Here is a 16,919-nt window from a genome sequence, read left to right as displayed (position 1 = left end):
ATTATTCAGCCTCCTTCTTTAATTCTTCTGGTGTAACAAGGATATTAAATTCATTAGGTACTAATTTACCAGCTTTCATATCCTCTTCGTCACGAGCTACAGAGGCTTGAATTGTTTTATCAAAGATAATAAAGCGAATGAAGTTAACGATATAGGCACAAACAGCAGTTGGCAATCCGTATAACACCATATCTGTTAACTCTACAGAATAGCCTAATTGTTCCATAACACCTTTGATAAGCAATAACCCACCAGCAGCAAGGAACAAGTTTTGACCGAAGAAATTGCCTATATTATCTGCAGAAGCAGCTATACCACGCACCTTATCAAGAGTACGTTGAGATACTGGGCGACCTTGAGCTACTGCAGCTTCACTCATAGGTGCGATCAACGGACGTACCATGGCAACCATACCGGACATGTTAATACCAAAAGCTACAGTTACTTGGCGCACAAATAAGTAAATCATAAAGATACGACCAGCCGTAGCAGCGTTGATCTTGCCGATCAAAATTTCTGCCCGTTCACGTAAGCCATGACGTTCCATAAGACCAATAACAGGTAAAATCAAAATAAATAATGACATATAACGATTTTTAACGAAAGCCTCCCCAATGGCACCAACTATATCGTTGATACTGAGACCACCTGCAAGGCCCGTTACAAAACCTGCGGCTACGACAACTAACAAGGCATTAAAGCGCAGCATCAGACCGATGACCATCACTAAAATACCAGATAAGACTAACATAGTCTCACATCCTTTCTACAAACCATCTATAAACTAGTTCTATAGTCCATAGATATAATATATATGTTTACATTATATAATATATATGTTTACATTATATACCCCAATATGTATTTTTTGCATAAACAAATAAACCTTATACATTACTCTCATTTGATACAGTTATTATGTCACATTAAGTACACTCTATATCAAAATAGTTATGTATAAGGTTTGATTAGTTACTAGGCAACTATAATAAATCTTTTTTGAAAAGTATAGTAGTATGTTGTTTGCCTCTAAAATGAACTTTATCATAAGCTTTAAACCCAAAAGATTCATACATTTTAGGCAACCATGGATGCTCTTGTGCTGTACCTAATGTAACAGCAGGAGTTTTAAATTGATTAATCAACAACTCTTCCGCATAGCCTAATGTTTCCCGAGCATAGCCTTTACCTTTAAACTCAGGTGCCGTTACAAAGTGAGCAATGTGTGGAAATTTATCCGGTGTAGAATATTTAATCCACGGCATACAGAACGTAATAGAACTAACAAGTTGCCCATCAATATACAATCCATATACAGGATAGGTTTCGATCCACTCCTTGGATTCTTCTTCTGTAAAATCGATAGCATCGAATGTAATTGGATAGTCTTTAATCGCCGCATAGCCGTCGATTAATACCTTATGATATTCTGCTGTATCCGCTACTGTTAATTGTCTAAATTCTTTCATGGTCTTTCCCTCATATTTATATTTTATTCACTAGTTTTGTATATTTATTACTTATAAACGTTATTATACACCAATATGTATTAAGTTGCAATATATTTACATAAATATTGCATGAAATTTTGATGTCTAATAAGAAAATAGAGGATGATATATTGTAATATCAATATATCATCCGGCATCAACACTTCTCTATTATAAAAGTTATCCAATATACATAGACTGTATAAATATTAATATTTTAGAGGCAATATATTAATATCTATATAAGTACAAAAAAACAGGATGTATCACAAGGATACATCCTGTTTTTGAGCTTTCACGAGCTCGAGGGGAAGTTGTTATCAACGTATTATTGGTTAATGCGGGAACCGTATACGTCACGTTGATTTTTTGGTTCGTTGTTAACACGAACACGTTCTGTTTTATGACGATCGTTGTCAGCACCAGAAATACGGTCAACACGGAAGTGGTTAAGACGAATATTTTGTAATTCAGGACCAAATTCGTTCATAGCACGTTTCATGTTGTCATCGATAGGAGCACCATTTTGAAGTGCACGGTACAACATAGTAGCGAATTCGTAACGAGTCATCTTAACGTCGCCTTTGAATGTGCCATCAGGGTAGCCAACAAGGATACCATTACCAGCCAATTGGCTAATGTATTGGTAAGCCCAGTGGTTACGAGGAACGTCTGGGAATTCAGCAGTTTTGCTAGGATCAATTGCATGTGGAGTCAAGATTTGTAACAAGTTGTTATATTTGTTTTCCATGTCTTGAAGACGTGCGTTCAATTCAGCAATTTCACGGCCCATAGCTACACGAGAGCGGGACTCAGGAGAACGTTTACCAAGACGAAGAGATACGCCAGCGTTCAATTGAGTTTCGCCAGTACCTACAGTACCACCAACGGAGAACATTGTGTCTTCGTTAGGACGGTAGAAAGCGCCCAATGCAGCGGAGTTAGCATTGTGGTAGTGACCATAACCAGCAGCGATTGTCCATTTGTCATCTGGGTTGAAGTCCAATGGATGTAAAGCAGCCAATGCAGCAGAACCTGCACCTACTTTATTAACGCGTTTTTCAACATTACCAACACGGTTGTTCAAGTTAGTAATATTGTTGTTGATTGCGCCTGGTGTAGAATTGTTAATTTGAGTTTGTAAATCATTTGCTACGGAGTACAATTGGCTACCGTTTACAGCATCTGTAGAGTCAGCAGAAATTTTACCAGCTGCTACGTTGTGAATTTGGCGTTCTTGGCCAGCTTTACCAACGGATACAGAGCCTACAGGGCTAGTACCTGCGAAGCCACCATATGTATGACCAGCTACAGTTGCGTTAGTTACATTTGTTGCAGAACGAGTAGTAGAGTTAGCACCTAATGCAATGGAGTTTGCAGTGGATGCATTAGCTTTGTTACCGATTGCAATGCTGTAATCAGCAGTTGCAGCTGCATCGGAACCGAATACGTTAGTACGTACGCCTGTTGCTTGAGCACCAGCACCGAATGCTTGTGCATGATCACCAGTAGCTGTCGCAGAGGAACCAATAGCATTAGCATGGTTGCCATTTGCTGTAGCATCAGCACCGATAGCATTAGCTTTGTAACCAGTAGATTTTGCTTGGTGACCAAGTGCTAAAGAACGTACATCAGTAGCAGTTGCACGAGTACCGATTGCAATGCCCCAAGTTTTATCAGCTTGAGCTTCATGGCCGATAGCAATTGTTTCGCTCATATTTGCTTTTGCTTCATTACCTACTGCCAATGCGGAGCTACCTTTTGCAGTATTTTTAGAACCAATAGCTACGGAGTTGCTATTCCAAGAACCGTTTAATAATGTAGCAGAATCAGGCTCATTATCGAAAGTACGATCACGGAAGTTTGTAGTTGTACCTTCTACAGTATTGTTATAACCATAACCGATAGCATTTGTACCACTGATCACGTTGCTATCACCGAAAGCTTGTGCGAACGCACCTGTTACAGTGTTGCCATCACCGAAAGCATTAGCTTGGTTACCATTAATAGTGTTTTGGTTACCATATGCACTGCTAGAACCGTTAGCGCTTGTAATTGTATTACCTTGACCAACTGCAATACTAGTAGCTGTGCCATTCGCAACAGTACCATAAGAAACACTATTATGTGTAATATCTGGAGTTTGACCAGCTTGATCACCTACGGCTGCAAAAATAAAACCATCTGCTGTAGATACAGGTGTTGCCGCACTAACAGGAGCAACAGCAGTACCTACTGCTGCAGCTGCAGCTAATACAGCAAACGCTAATTTTTTGGAATGTTTGTTTTCTCTCATCTTACACCCTCACTAAATTAAAATTCTTAACCAAACACAATACAATTTTTCATTCTCTCTAAGTTCCGCCTCTCTCCTCGGGCTGATAAAATATACTTCTTATTCTAAGCTAAGAAATATATTCAATTCATTTTAAGAAAAATTTATATTGTCGATTACCCGCATAGCATATCAAAGTTTTACGATATAAACAAGCCTTTTTCCATATAAAGTTCATTAATAACTCTTCATAATTCCAAAAAATAGCATGATTACTGGCATTCTTTGTTGTATTAATATACTTATCATTTTTAATGATGAGTAAGAAAAATCACACCTTTTTAAGGATTCTACAGAATATATTTTATATAACTTATAAATAATCGTCGCTTTAATAAGTTTTATAAATATTTCAAATAGCCTATCAACCCTTATTCATATTAACTTCATGAACACTTTCTGAATTTCCAATAAGAGAATAATTAATCATTTTTCTGAATTTTATAATAATTTTATTTTTATTCTTAATAGTATTCTACATCTATTTAAATAAGTTGATAAGTATGCACATATCACCTAAAATATCTGCATAAGTTTACAAAACAAGGCTTAATCTATATATACAGCATCCATATTCTTTCCATAGCTATCATAAAAACCAAAAAGCTCCTACGTTATATGAACGTTAGGAGCTTTTTGTATATTATGCCAACAAGGCTTTTACAAGTTCTTCTGCTTTACCAAAATCATCTGTATCTGGATTCCAGTTACATTTAATTTCAGGTTCTACCACGGAGAAACCATATTTAGTTAATTCTTCACGAAGGACTTTCGTAGATTCACCAGACCAACCGTAGGTACCAAATACGGCAGCCTTTTTATTTTTGAACTTCAATTCACGCAAAAAGTCGAGCCAACCAGCTACAGAAGAGATAACACTATTCCCTACTGTCGGAGAACCAACAGCAATCGCTTTTGATTTGAATACTTCTGTCATGATGTCGTTTTTATTTGTTTTACTGATGTTAAAGATCTTAACCCGTGTATCAGGAGATTGTTTAGCAATCTCATCAGCAATTTTATGGGCTAATTTCTTTGTACCATCCCACATAGTGTCATATACGACTGTAATTTGGTCTTCTTGGTATGCTTGAGACCACTCATAATATTTCTCTACGATTTGTAATGGATTTTCACGCCAAATTGCACCATGGCTAGTAGCGATAATATCGATTGGCAAGTTGAGCTTTTGAATTTCTTCAACCTTAGCTTTTACCAACGGAGAGAATGGATTCAAAATATTAGCGTAATATTTCATCGCCTCTGCCCATAGACGACATTGATCAGCCTTATCGGCCCACAATTCTTCTACCGCAAAATGTTGTCCGAACGCATCGTTAGAGAATAAAATATTATCGCCGGTCATATAGGTTGCCATAGAGTCAGGCCAATGGAGCATACGCATTTCTACGAATACCAAGGATTTACCGTTGCCGATATCTACAGAATCACCTGTCTTCACAGTTTTAAAATTCCATTCTGGATGATGATATTGACCAACCAAGGATTTAACGGCATTTTCCGTACAGTAAATTGGCGTATTAGGGATTTTTTCCATCAAAGCTGGCAAGGAACCGCTGTGATCGACTTCGCCGTGATTACATACGATGAAATCAATCTTGTTTAGATCAATTTCAGATTCCAAATTATCGATAAACTCTGAGGAATGAGGTTTCCATACGGTATCGATGAGGACGGTTTTCTCCTCTTCAATCAAGTACGCATTTTGACTAGATCCATTATTAATACTGTAATCAGAACCATGGAATTCTTGCAATTCCCAATCAATTTTACCAACCCAAGATACGTTATTTTTTATATGCTTTCTCATAATAACCTCCATAATTCTTGTGAAAGTCTTTCACAATTAACAATATGTATGGCCTATGTGGTATCTGTGTATATGTACCTATGTATATACCTATGCATATATCACAACTCGGTCATTAACTATGATTTTATTATAACCATATCGCATAGTTAAGTCTGTATCTGTAGGTACAGATTTGATAATTATTCTAAAAAACCACTCAGGGTTAATCAAATACTTTATATTAGTATACCGTTGATACACCATGAGTGGTTAAGAGCATATGCAATTATCGGTGTAGTTATTTACTACCCTCTTTTGATAGTCCTGGAATTGCTTTATAGATATATAGCGCAATATATCCATCAACCATGCTATGAATGATAGTACCACCGCCTACAAGAACGAATACAACGTAGATAAGATCAATATTAGGCATCGTAGTTGTCGTATAGAATAATAGGCACGCAAGCACTTCACCAATAGCGTGAACGATAGCACAAGCAAGGTTGAAAGCAGCAAAGGATAAGGCTCCTGTTAAGACACCTGGATGATGTTTTATATAATAAGCACCCATCAAGGCAAAGATGATATGAGATGCAGCGCGCATAACGATAACAAGAGGGAACCCTGCTACGAAGAATCCTAGCGTCGAACCTATTACGACACAAGCCGCCATCTTACGAGATAAGAACATGGCTAAGAATATAGGCACGTGACTGGCCAACGTATACGAAGCCGGCGGTATGACGACTTTCAGAGGCATCACAATAGGAATCATGATGGCTAACGCCATCAATAATGCAGTAATGGTTAAATTTCGATACATGGAAGAATTCATAAAGGCCTCCTTGGAAATGTTTTGCCCACTGATTACATCTACAATATTCTAATGCATAAGTTTTTAATATATTAGATACAGACTACAAATATCGTTAATTTCCTACACTTCCCCACAAGTTAAGGATGACAACACCAACTACAATAAGACCTATCCCCAAAATGGTGTACATATTATAGCCCTCACTAAAGATAAAGACTGAAATGAGTGCTGTCACCACGAGGCCTACGCCAGACCAGGTAGCATAGGTAACGCTGAGTGGAATATATTTCAAAACATGCGTCAATGTATAGAAAGATCCTACATAGCCAAGCACACAAGCAACAGTCTGTAACGGCCGCGTAAAGCCATCAGATGCTTTCAACATAGTTGTAGCAAATAACTCAAGCCCTATGGATAAGGCAAGTAAAAAATAAGATAACATAACGCCTCCCACAAAAAAGAGAGGGCCTTACTACCCTCTCTTCAATACATAAGTACGTACTAACTCGCACTGATCTTATAATCGTTCGATTACAGCTTGCGCCATTTCTGTTGTACCTACCCGTTTTAACCCTTCACGGTAGATATCGCCTGTGCGGTAACCGTCAACGAGCACTTGTTCAACAGCTTTTTCAATTGCGTCAGCCACTTGAGGTAAATCAAGGGAATGACGGCACATCATCGCAGCGGACAAGATTGTGCCCAATGGGTTCGCCAAGTTTTGGCCCATAATATCTGGTGCAGAACCGTGGATTGGTTCGTACAATGCCGTGCCAGTCCCCATGGATGCAGATGGTAAAAGCCCGATGGAACCAGAGATTACAGCGCCTTCGTCAGACAAGATATCACCGAACAAGTTTGTTGTCACGATAACGTCGAATTGTGCAGGATTTACAACGAGTTGCATTGCTGTGTTATCTACGTAGAAGTAATCTGTTGCGATGTCTGGATTAGCTGCCGCTTTCTCTTGAGCGATTTTACGCCACAAACGAGAAGAAGCCAATACATTTGCTTTATCTACGGATACAACCTTTTTGTTACGCTTGCGAGCTGTTTCCATAGCGATGTCCATGATGCGCTCTACTTCGTAACGGCTGTATGTTTCTTTATCCCATGCGAACTCATTAGCACCTTCCCCTTGTGCCTCTTCGCGTTCGCCGAAATAAATACCGCCAGTCAACTCACGAACGATAACGAAATCTACATCTTGTACGAGTTCCTTTTTAAGAGGAGAATACTCTTGTAAAGATGGATAGATTTTTACAGGACGCAAGTTACAGAACAAGCCAAGCTCCTTACGAAGACCTAGGATTGCTTTCTCAGGACGAATAGAAGGATCTACATTATCCCATTTAGGACCGCCTACAGCGCCAAGCAATACAGCATCAGCCGCTTTACAAGCCTCGATAGTATCCTCAGTCAAAGGCACACCGTATGCATCAATAGACGCACCGCCCGCTTTTTTATCAATCCAATTAACCTTTACATTAGCTTTCTCAAAAGCCACATCACACACAGCCTTCGCTGCAGCAATAATCTCAGTACCGATACCATCACCAGGAATCAATACGATATTCTTTTCGCTCATATTACCTCTCCATATAGTAAATGCTCATAGATGAGCCACAAACTCATCAGCCTTTATTGCACTATTCAGGTCTATATAGCCTGTGTCGAACCTTCACACTCCCAAGAGCCGAATGCTCGTCGAAAACGACTTTGGCCCTGCGGAGGCCGCAGGCCGAAGTCAGACCCGGCCAGTGGAGGCTTGAGACGAGTGTTTGGCTCGCCCTTATTTGCGGTTTTTCGCAAAGTTCACAAGACCGCCAGCTGCCGCAATATCTTGAATGAATTGTGGCAACTCAGTCCCTTGGTATTGTTCGTTTTTAGTCAAGTTGTACACGATACCTTTAGACAAGTCTACGCCGATAGCATCGCCTGCTTCAATGCGATCAACTTGTTCACCGATTTCAATTACTGGTAAACCGATGTTGATAGCATTGCGGAAGAAGATACGTGCAAAGGAGTGTGCTATGATAACAGGCACGCCTTTCGCTTTGATAACCCCTGGTGCGTGTTCACGAGAGGAACCGCAACCAAAGTTTTTGCCAGCTACCATGATTTCGCCAGCTTTCACATTAGGAGCGAAAGTAGTATCAATATCTTCCATCGCATGTTCAGCCAATTCGTTCCAGTCAGCAATCGCCAAGTAACGAGCCGGAATGATTACGTCTGTATCTACATCGTCGCCGTAGCGCCAGATTTTTTTGCTTTCAAAATCCATATTAAACCTCCTCAGGGCCTGCAATGCGGCCTAACACAGCACTTGCTGCCGCCACGTAAGGGCTTGCCAAATATACTTCAGAATCAACGTGACCCATACGACCACGGAAGTTACGGTTTGTTGTGGAAACTGTGCGTTCCCCTTCAGCCATGATACCCATATAACCGCCAAGGCATGGACCACATGTTGGCGTGGACACAGCGCAGTCAGCTTGAATGAAGATATCCAATAGACCATCTTTCATAGCCTGGTCATATACATCTTGGGAGCCAGGGATTACGATACAACGAACGAATGGAGCCACCTTGCGACCTTTGAAGATTTCTGCAGCTGCCACCAAGTCTTCGTAACGACCATTTGTACAGGAACCGATGATAACTTGGTCGATTTTAATGTCTTTGTCGATTTCGTTGATGTAATGTGTATTAGATGGCAAGTGAGGGAATGCTACCACTGGTTGCAATTTAGATAAATCAATTGTAATCGTTTGAGCATACACTGCATCAGGATCAGGATTGATAGGTTCTACAGGACGATTTACGCGGCCTTTGATGTATTCTTCAGTAATTTCATCGTAAGGGAATACGCCACATTTACCGCCTGCTTCGATGGCCATGTTACAGATTGTAAGACGATCTGCCATAGTCATGTGTTGTACGCCATCGCCACCAAATTCAAGGGCCATGTAACGAGCACCGTCTACGCCGATTTGACCGATTAAATCGAGAATTACGTCTTTACCAGTTACCCATTTGTTAGGTTTACCGATAAGCTCAACCTTAATAGTTTCAGGCACTTTGAACCAAGTTTTACCTTCAGCCATAGCAACGCCCGCATCAGTGGAGCCTACGCCTGTGGAGAATGCATTCACCGCACCATATGTACAAGTGTGGGAGTCAGCACCGATCATCATTTCCCCAGGACCGATAAGACCTTTTTCTGGCAAAATAACGTGCTCAATACCCATACGACCAACTTCAAAGTAGTTTGTAATGCCATGTTCGCGTACGAAGTCGCGCATTACTTTCGCTTGTGTAGCGGATTGAATATCTTTGTTTGGTGTGAAATGGTCAGGCACCAAGTAGATTTTATGACGGTCAAATACAGGTTTGCCGATCTTCAAAAATTCTTTACGCGCTGGTGGGAATGTGATGTCGTTCATCAATACCGCGTCCAAATGACATTCGATGATTTGGCCTGGTTTTACCACATCAAGACCTGCGTGGCGAGCCATATTCTTTTCAGTAATGGTCATACCCATATTATTGTTCCTCCTGTTGTTCTAGCTCCATAGCTAGGAATACTGAGTTAACTGCATTAATATATGCATTTACACTTGATTTAACGATATCGGTGCTGATACCACGACCATGATACAAGCGACCGTTGTATTCTACCTTAAGGGTTGCTTCCCCAAGGGCATCTTTACCGGCTGTGATAGCACGGATTTGGTAATCTTTTAAGCTGATTGGCAAGCCCACAACACGTTCAACCGCTTTAAGGGATGCGTCAACTGGACCATCACCTACAGCAGCATCGGCCTTTTCACCTTCTGGTGTCATGAGGCGTACGTCTGCATAAGCATAACCTTTTTCACCTAATTTATAGTATTGAGCCACAAGCTCGAATGCTTTTTTGTGATGTAAGTTATCTACGACAAGCGCAATAATATCATCATCGTATACTTGTTTTTTACGGTCTGCCAATTCTTTGAATTTAGCGAAGAGGTCGTTGATTTTCTCTTCTGTGAAAGATTGGAAACCAAGTTTTGCCAAATGATCTGCAAAGGCATGACGGCCAGAATGTTTGCCCAATACGAGGTCTGTTTTTTCAGCCCCTACGGACTCAGGAGTCATGATTTCATACGTTTCAGGGTTGCTCATCATGCCATGTTGGTGAATACCGGATTCATGAGCAAAGGCATTAGAGCCAACGATTGCTTTATTGGGAGGTACTGCTACGCCTGTCAAACGGCTTACAAGTTTAGACAATTTAGTAAATTGTTTTGTATCGATGTTCACTTGAAGATCGCCGAAGTATTCGTGGCGTGTTTTAAGAGCCATTACTACTTCTTCGATACCCACGTTACCAGCACGTTCGCCAAGGCCGTTAACTGTACACTCAACTTGACGAGCACCTGCTTCGATAGCTGCCAAGGAGTTTGCATTAGCAAGGCCTAAGTCATCATGACAATGAACGGAGATAATTGCATTTTCAATGCCTGGTGTATGTTCTTTGATGTAACGGATTTTGTTCGCAAATTCGTTAGGGATCATATAACCTACTGTGTCTGGCACATTAAGAATTGTGGCACCGCCAGCAATAGCTACACCGAACACTTCACACAAGAAGTCTAAGTCTGTACGAGCTGCGTCTTCACCGGAGAACTCGATTTCATCGAATTTGCCTTTTGCAAACTCTAAGATAGATTTAACGCGGTCCAATACCTCTTGGCGAGTCATTTTCAATTTATATTTCATGTGGATTTCGGATGTAGCAATAAACACATGCAAACGGCTACGTTCCGCATCTTTCAATGCTTCAACTACCTTTTGTACGTCCTTTTCGTTGGCGCGCGCCAAGCCACAAATGGTTGTGCCTTTTACTTCGCGTGCAATCGTTTGTACTGCTTCAAAATCCCCTGGGGATGCTGCTGGGAAGCCAGCCTCGATTACGTCGATGCCGAGGCGTGCAAGGCCTTTCGCAATTTCAACCTTTTCTGGTGTTTGTAATGCTACGCCAGGTGTTTGTTCCCCATCACGAAGGGTTGTATCGAAGAAATATACGCGATTTTGATCCATAATCTTCACCTTTTCTATTCTAATAAAACATAACACTGTATTATATCTATCCATTGTGAAAGTTTAGTAAAACCGCCGATTTCAATACTATTTCAGCTAATGCCAACACAGATACATCAAATCAGTAATTTTACTAGACTTTTACAATAAAAAAAGCCCCTCAGAACAACTGTCGTTGCTCAAAGGGGCGTTATATTCATAACACGGTACCACCCTAATTGGGACTCGTTGCGGGTATAACGGAACCACCGTCGATGACTACTGCTGCATTCGCCACCAAAGCTCACGGGAGAGTGTCAGCGTACAACCTCTATTGCCTCGCACCAACCGGCAACTCTCTGAAAGCAGGATCTGTAAACCTTTATACCCATTCATAGCTTGTTTTAAGATATAAGGGTATTGTACTGTATTCTATAGACTTATGTCAATTAAAATAAGATGAATATAATATATTCTCGTTAGTAACTAGCACAATCAATCTTAAAAGCTTATCCACTCTAAAGTCTCAAAATTATTTAGAATGCGTTTATCCATTTTTACCACTTGATTAGTAAGCTCTATTCGATGATTAACAAACGAAATATCTGTATACCATTCCTTTAAACTAGCATACACTTCATTCTCTAGATCAATAATCATGGTTTCAATGGGATCCCAAGTTTTACATCTTACAGACTCCACCATAACCATACTACTACCTATGAAAGTAACATCCCTACCATAAATCCAAAACGGCAATGATTTCCCCTTTATAGAAATAGAATATATAGCATCACCATGAGGCGGTTCCGTTTCATATTGTGCGCGTATTTGGTATCTTTCCATAATTTCATTACTACCTTTTTCTATATATGACAGCTTTGAAATCTTGTAATTTTCTGCGTTCATAAAAACTCCGTTATTTTTAATATCAAGCACAACAAAGAGGACTGTATATCGCTATTTGTGTAAAGTATATTTTGCTATACTATAAGTGTTGCTAACCCTAATCTGGCAACAGAAAGGGGGTGTAGTTATTGCACAACAACTATCAATTTTGGCTAGCCGTCATGGTAAATGTAATCGGGGTTATAGGACAAAAAGTGTTGCTATTTCAGTCCCAAAGATTGGTAAATAGGCGATCATAATTATGCAAATCGCTCCAAACAATAGCATCACCCCAAGTTGGAATAGAGGCTTCTAACCTAGATTGTTCATGTATGGTATGATATATATCAGAAATACTCTTGTTGGTCGGCATAACCTTAAGTATTTCTGCATTAGAAAGCGGGTTCGGTGAGTGCATATAGCACCACCAGAACACCGCTTTTATTCGTCTTTCAATAGACATTCCTCTATGATTACGTAACATAGCGCGTAACTGAGCATTTACGCCACCTTCTATACGATTATTAGTAGCCGGACAGGTACATGTTAATGATGTATCTAAGTAAGTAAACAAACATCTTTTATTGATTAATTTAATTAAGGAATTTTCTGCTTTTATGAGTCGTTCGTGTTTAGGTCGTATCGTACCATTTTCGTCAACGGTCATTTCTGATAGAAATACTCTATGTCGTACTTTCCATGACATAACGTTTTGTACCCACTTTACGGCATGATCTTGTGTGTGTATCGTTAATAAATCCCTTGCAATTCCATATAATTCACGGCCAGCAATCGTTTTAGGACGTATTGTTGTATAGCGTTTTACTTGTTGAAATGCGTGAAATAAGCATCTTTGTAGTTTGGCCTTCGGCCAAACTTTTTTTAATGCCTTTTGAAAGCCGGTACCACCATCGGATACAACTACTGTAGGTGGTGAAATACGTCGTAATAAAGCCTCCCAAGCCTTAGAATGTTCATATCTACAAACATACCAGCCTAAGACATGCGTCTCATTACAACAGATTAAAATGCAAGCATTTCTAGCTAAATAAATACCATCAACAAATACTACGCTACTTGATGATTCAACTTTTGGTGGTAATGGCCAAAGTTCCCAAAACTGTGATGTTTTTCTCCGAAATGAACGTCCATCACCAGCCATATCTAACTGTGTGTGTTTACCAAATAACCAATCCAAAAACATCTGTAAATTATTGTTAGTTTTATTCACTTTATTTGTGAATGAGCAAGAACATTGATTACAATACCAACGTTGAGAACCCGCATTTGTTCTACCATTTTTCTTACAAATGAAACCACAACTAGGGCATCTGACTAGTTTCATAATTATACTCCTTCTAAAAAATATATCTTTCTAGAAAGATAAAACCTTATTTGAGTCAGTAAAATCAAGGGAGTTCAGACTTTTTAGCAACACTTTTTGTCCTATATGTAAAAGTTACTCAAAAAGATAAAATGCCGATAGAGCCAGTATTTAACTACCTCCATCGGCATTAACAGCAACACTTTTTGTCCTATAACCCTGTAATCGCCTACTACATTTGCAAGTGGTTAGACGCTTTCCTAGCCCTTTTATTTAGCAACTAGCCCAACGCTCTAGCATTAGCGTAATAATGTAAAAAATCCCTCGGAGTAGCCGCTCCGAGGGATTTTGTAGTTAATTGCACAACTATCAATTGCCTATCTATAATATACTACACTTAAAATAGTTTTTCAATAAAAATAGCAGGGCTACCATCCTGCTATTTTTCGTTCATATGTTACCTCTGTAATCATCATAGTTCTGTTATCAGTAGTCACTATCATTGCACTAGTTAAGTAGTACAACGATAAACGCCTAACGTATAGAGGAGTGCAGTCCTCTAACACGTTAGGCGCCATCATAATTTTGTTCAGTTTTAGATGAGCCTAACGCCCTAGTCACGTTAATGGGCTCTCTTTATATGTATATTATAAGCTAATCTTACTTAAAAAGATAGTACGATAAATAACTCAATTTATGCTTATACTGTTAATCAATTCTCTAATTCGCTCAACAGAAACTGGTTCATTAAATAAGAACACATGGTTTTGCCCCTCATGTTCCCAAGATGCTAAATAAACGTCGTCATCCACCATTCGATAGGTTACCGTCATCCCATTTACAACATCTGTTTGCTGAGGTAAGTAATCCTTATAATCGCCTGCGATATTACCTGATAGAATCGATACACGATACTTAATATATTTCGGCATATCATCGACTCTGTCGAAATACTTACCTTTTAAAAGCTCATGATAAGCATACACGACTTGTAATACATCGTAATCCACAACGGATACATGTACAGGACGTAACCCCTCTAATCCACTTGGCAACTGCGGTTTAAAGTTCAAATGTTGCTTAGCCTCATATACAGTATCAAACACCTCTAGCGATTGACCTTTACGAGTACTTTTATAATCACTATCAGTAATAGTACAACTACCAAGTCTGTCAGGACATGGAAACTCATTTCTGTCACCATAGGGCTGGTCATAAATAGAATTACCATTAAGACGAAACCGCATCAAGTCATCTGCAGACACAATATTGATAGAACCTATGAAAGCTATCATAGCTAACGCGCATACAACCTTTTTCATGATACAATCCCCTGTAAACAAACTACATATAGTAAGTTAATTATATCACCTAAAATCCTAATACTCTTATATTTGTAAGGATTTTTCCTCCAGAAAAAGAAAAGCATTTTGCTTCCAAATCGTAATCAAATGATTGCTAATTTAAAGCATAAGCATTACATTATAAGTAACAGGAGGTGATACTATGGTTAAAACGGCCTCTATCAGTTTGCGTATCGAGCCAGCTGTAAAAGCACAATTAGAAGCACTATATGCTAGCTTTGGCATATCCGTAACTGATGCGATTAATATTTTTCTCCACACATCACTAATGGAAGGTGGATTTCCATTTCAACCTAAACAACCTCGTTATAATGCAGAAACAGAAGCTGCTATTCAAGAAACGAAAGATATATTAGCAGGAAAAGTAAAAGCAAAATCATATGCTAATGTAAAGGAAATGATTGAGGATTTAGGATTGGAGTAATCGCTTATGTTGAGATTAGTGCTTAGCAGTAAGTTCAAAAAGGACCTAAAGCACTCAGATTTATTCTAACTAAGCTAAAGAGGAATGTGAAAGCATTCCTCTTTTTTATGCCCCCAAAAATTAAACCAGCTATTATCATAAATCTATCACATTTAATAGTATCTATCGTAAATCATTCTACTATTCAAAATAATTGTAGATGTTATAATGAAATCATCAAAAGGAACAGGTGCTCATATGATACTAAATGCACTATTCCAAAACTATAGTTAGTACTTATATGGAGGAAATAATCATGACACATACACAATTAACGCAACTCGTAAAAGCATTATTAGATGCACCACAAAGCAATCCTAAAGTAAAAGAATTTGCTCAATCTTGGCTCGATGCAGAAGGCACAGAAAAACAAGCAGAGCTTACAAAGCAACTCGTATCCGTAGCAGAGCAAAACATTGCACTTATCGACGAAACTATCGGCTTTGCAGGTTCTGAACTCGCTATACAAATCCTCGGCGAAGAAGGTGCTGCTAACCTATTACAGCACGCTAAAGACATCAAAGCAGAAGGTGCAGAATTCTGTGACTGCCCTGGCTGCGTAGCCGCAAAAAATATTATCGATTTGAAAGCGGAAATTGAATAATCAATAATCATAACCACCCGTAGAACGGGTGGTTTGCTCTGACCCTATAAGGGTCTTTCTCTAGTGGTGGCCCTCTAAAGAGGGCATTGAATGATCTGACAACCACTCTATTACCACTGGCTGCCCCCTACTCGGGGGCTTTTATTATGCCTATTTTACTGGCTCACCCGTAAACGGGTCAGTATACTCTTTAAAGTTTAATGTATCTTGCGCTATATCTTCTTGTAATTGATTGCGAATATACTCTTTTATCGCTCCTTCATATCGTCCTACCGTATCCACATAATATCCTCTACACCAGAAATGTCTATTTCCATACTTATATTTTAAATTTGCGTGTTTATCGAATATCATGAGGCTACTTTTACTTTTTAAATATCCCATAAAACTCGATATGCTTAAATGTGGTGGTATTGTTACTACCATATGAATATGATCTGGGCAGCATTCCGCTTCTATTATCTCTACATTTTTTCTCTTACATAGATCTCTTAAAATTTTACCTACATCAGCTTTTATCCGACCATAAATTATTTGCCTTCTATACTTTGGAGCAAAAACAATATGATATTTACATCTCCATTTACTATGTGATAAGCTTTTTACGTCATTCATTGACATTGAACCTCCTATATTAAAATGTTGTGGTTGCCAGACCAACTTCATTTTATCACTAGGAGGTTCTTTCCTTTTCTCTAAGAATTTTTACCGACCCCCAGTTTAACTGGGGGTTTAGTCATGCCTATTCGGCGTA

The 16,919-nt window shown here is 39.2% G+C and carries 16 protein-coding genes and 1 other annotated feature; of the genes, 2 read left to right on the top strand and 14 right to left on the bottom strand.

All coding sequences use genetic code 11. From position 1 onward, the window contains the following. Window position 1 precedes the first annotated feature (1 nt). The 13 genes from VEIS1202513_RS00465 to VEIS1202513_RS00405 all read right to left on the bottom strand — a co-directional run bounded on the left by VEIS1202513_RS00465 (window position 2) and on the right by VEIS1202513_RS00405 (window position 15,056). Window positions 2-751 carry a DUF969 domain-containing protein gene (locus VEIS1202513_RS00465; RefSeq protein WP_101928628.1) on the bottom strand — a complete coding sequence of 250 codons (750 nt, stop codon included), beginning with the start codon at window positions 749-751 and terminating at the stop codon, window positions 2-4. A 232-nt stretch (window positions 752-983) separates the two neighbouring features. Next, the gene (locus VEIS1202513_RS00460) at window positions 984-1,469 is read right to left on the bottom strand and encodes a GNAT family N-acetyltransferase (protein ID WP_119208347.1); all 486 of its coding nucleotides are present in this window, start codon (window positions 1,467-1,469) and stop codon (window positions 984-986) included. Window positions 1,470-1,818: 349 nt separating this feature from the next. Further along, window positions 1,819-3,786 (bottom strand): S-layer homology domain-containing protein, encoded by a 1,968-nt coding sequence (locus tag VEIS1202513_RS00455; protein WP_213467499.1) that lies wholly within the window; start codon window positions 3,784-3,786, stop codon window positions 1,819-1,821. 682 nt (window positions 3,787-4,468) lie between these two features. After that, window positions 4,469-5,656, bottom strand: coding sequence for an oxygen-binding di-iron domain-containing protein (locus VEIS1202513_RS00450; RefSeq protein WP_060925001.1), 1,188 nt, complete (start codon window positions 5,654-5,656; stop codon window positions 4,469-4,471). 280 nt (window positions 5,657-5,936) lie between these two features. Beyond that, on the bottom strand, window positions 5,937-6,476 hold the full coding sequence (locus VEIS1202513_RS00445) for a hypothetical protein (RefSeq protein ID WP_213467498.1): 540 nt from the start codon (window positions 6,474-6,476) through the stop codon (window positions 5,937-5,939). Window positions 6,477-6,570: 94 nt separating this feature from the next. Next, complete coding sequence (locus VEIS1202513_RS00440) at window positions 6,571-6,900, bottom strand: DMT family transporter (protein ID WP_213467497.1); 330 nt, start codon at window positions 6,898-6,900, stop codon at window positions 6,571-6,573. A gap of 75 nt (window positions 6,901-6,975) precedes the next feature. Then, complete coding sequence (gene leuB, locus VEIS1202513_RS00435) at window positions 6,976-8,046, bottom strand: 3-isopropylmalate dehydrogenase (protein WP_118354226.1); 1,071 nt, start codon at window positions 8,044-8,046, stop codon at window positions 6,976-6,978. A gap of 204 nt (window positions 8,047-8,250) precedes the next feature. Then, window positions 8,251-8,742 carry a 3-isopropylmalate dehydratase small subunit gene (locus tag VEIS1202513_RS00430; protein WP_105094022.1) on the bottom strand — a complete coding sequence of 164 codons (492 nt, stop codon included), beginning with the start codon at window positions 8,740-8,742 and terminating at the stop codon, window positions 8,251-8,253. 1 nt (window position 8,743) lies between these two features. Next, window positions 8,744-10,003 carry a 3-isopropylmalate dehydratase large subunit gene (leuC, locus tag VEIS1202513_RS00425; protein WP_213467496.1) on the bottom strand — a complete coding sequence of 420 codons (1,260 nt, stop codon included), beginning with the start codon at window positions 10,001-10,003 and terminating at the stop codon, window positions 8,744-8,746. A 1-nt stretch (window position 10,004) separates the two neighbouring features. Beyond that, window positions 10,005-11,543, bottom strand: coding sequence for a 2-isopropylmalate synthase (locus tag VEIS1202513_RS00420; protein WP_213467495.1), 1,539 nt, complete (start codon window positions 11,541-11,543; stop codon window positions 10,005-10,007). Between the two features lie 180 nt (window positions 11,544-11,723). After that, window positions 11,724-11,927: a binding site (T-box leader), on the bottom strand. A gap of 96 nt (window positions 11,928-12,023) precedes the next feature. After that, window positions 12,024-12,431, bottom strand: coding sequence for a hypothetical protein (locus VEIS1202513_RS00415; RefSeq protein WP_213467494.1), 408 nt, complete (start codon window positions 12,429-12,431; stop codon window positions 12,024-12,026). Window positions 12,432-12,636: 205 nt separating this feature from the next. Then, window positions 12,637-13,755 carry an IS1249 family transposase gene (locus tag VEIS1202513_RS00410; protein WP_213466934.1) on the bottom strand — a complete coding sequence of 373 codons (1,119 nt, stop codon included), beginning with the start codon at window positions 13,753-13,755 and terminating at the stop codon, window positions 12,637-12,639. Window positions 13,756-14,423: 668 nt separating this feature from the next. Continuing rightward, on the bottom strand, window positions 14,424-15,056 hold the full coding sequence (locus VEIS1202513_RS00405) for a hypothetical protein (RefSeq protein ID WP_213467493.1): 633 nt from the start codon (window positions 15,054-15,056) through the stop codon (window positions 14,424-14,426). A 184-nt stretch (window positions 15,057-15,240) separates the two neighbouring features. Between VEIS1202513_RS00405 and VEIS1202513_RS00400 the strand changes: the two genes are divergently transcribed. Beyond that, window positions 15,241-15,522, top strand: coding sequence for a type II toxin-antitoxin system RelB/DinJ family antitoxin (locus VEIS1202513_RS00400; protein WP_213467492.1), 282 nt, complete (start codon window positions 15,241-15,243; stop codon window positions 15,520-15,522). Window positions 15,523-15,817: 295 nt separating this feature from the next. Then, window positions 15,818-16,165 (top strand): hypothetical protein, encoded by a 348-nt coding sequence (locus tag VEIS1202513_RS00395; protein ID WP_213467491.1) that lies wholly within the window; start codon window positions 15,818-15,820, stop codon window positions 16,163-16,165. A gap of 150 nt (window positions 16,166-16,315) precedes the next feature. Here VEIS1202513_RS00395 and tnpA read toward each other — a convergent pair whose 3' ends face one another. Continuing rightward, window positions 16,316-16,780 (bottom strand): IS200/IS605 family transposase, encoded by a 465-nt coding sequence (gene tnpA / locus VEIS1202513_RS00390; protein WP_105085059.1) that lies wholly within the window; start codon window positions 16,778-16,780, stop codon window positions 16,316-16,318. Window positions 16,781-16,919 lie beyond the last annotated feature (139 nt).

Origin of the sequence: Veillonella orientalis (assembly GCF_018406505.1) — a bacterium.
Classification (GTDB): domain Bacteria; phylum Bacillota; class Negativicutes; order Veillonellales; family Veillonellaceae; genus Veillonella; species Veillonella nakazawae.
This window is presented reverse-complemented; position numbering and strand designations above follow the sequence as displayed.

Bases quoted from the DNA above. Each gene is read 5' to 3' on its own strand.
- VEIS1202513_RS00465 (WP_101928628.1), bottom strand. From the start codon at position 751: ATGTTAGTCTTATCTGGTATTTTAGTGATGGTCATCGGTCTGATGCTG.
- VEIS1202513_RS00460 (WP_119208347.1), bottom strand. From the start codon at position 1,469: ATGAAAGAATTTAGACAATTAACAGTAGCGGATACAGCAGAATATCAT.
- VEIS1202513_RS00455 (WP_213467499.1), bottom strand. From the start codon at position 3,786: ATGAGAGAAAACAAACATTCCAAAAAATTAGCGTTTGCTGTATTAGCT.
- VEIS1202513_RS00450 (WP_060925001.1), bottom strand. From the start codon at position 5,656: ATGAGAAAGCATATAAAAAATAACGTATCTTGGGTTGGTAAAATTGAT.
- VEIS1202513_RS00445 (WP_213467498.1), bottom strand. From the start codon at position 6,476: ATGAATTCTTCCATGTATCGAAATTTAACCATTACTGCATTATTGATG.
- VEIS1202513_RS00440 (WP_213467497.1), bottom strand. From the start codon at position 6,900: ATGTTATCTTATTTTTTACTTGCCTTATCCATAGGGCTTGAGTTATTT.
- leuB (WP_118354226.1), bottom strand. From the start codon at position 8,046: ATGAGCGAAAAGAATATCGTATTGATTCCTGGTGATGGTATCGGTACT.
- VEIS1202513_RS00430 (WP_105094022.1), bottom strand. From the start codon at position 8,742: ATGGATTTTGAAAGCAAAAAAATCTGGCGCTACGGCGACGATGTAGAT.
- leuC (WP_213467496.1), bottom strand. From the start codon at position 10,003: ATGGGTATGACCATTACTGAAAAGAATATGGCTCGCCACGCAGGTCTT.
- VEIS1202513_RS00420 (WP_213467495.1), bottom strand. From the start codon at position 11,543: ATGGATCAAAATCGCGTATATTTCTTCGATACAACCCTTCGTGATGGG.
- VEIS1202513_RS00415 (WP_213467494.1), bottom strand. From the start codon at position 12,431: ATGAACGCAGAAAATTACAAGATTTCAAAGCTGTCATATATAGAAAAA.
- VEIS1202513_RS00410 (WP_213466934.1), bottom strand. From the start codon at position 13,755: ATGAAACTAGTCAGATGCCCTAGTTGTGGTTTCATTTGTAAGAAAAAT.
- VEIS1202513_RS00405 (WP_213467493.1), bottom strand. From the start codon at position 15,056: ATGAAAAAGGTTGTATGCGCGTTAGCTATGATAGCTTTCATAGGTTCT.
- VEIS1202513_RS00400 (WP_213467492.1), top strand. From the start codon at position 15,241: ATGGTTAAAACGGCCTCTATCAGTTTGCGTATCGAGCCAGCTGTAAAA.
- VEIS1202513_RS00395 (WP_213467491.1), top strand. From the start codon at position 15,818: ATGACACATACACAATTAACGCAACTCGTAAAAGCATTATTAGATGCA.
- tnpA (WP_105085059.1), bottom strand. From the start codon at position 16,780: ATGAATGACGTAAAAAGCTTATCACATAGTAAATGGAGATGTAAATAT.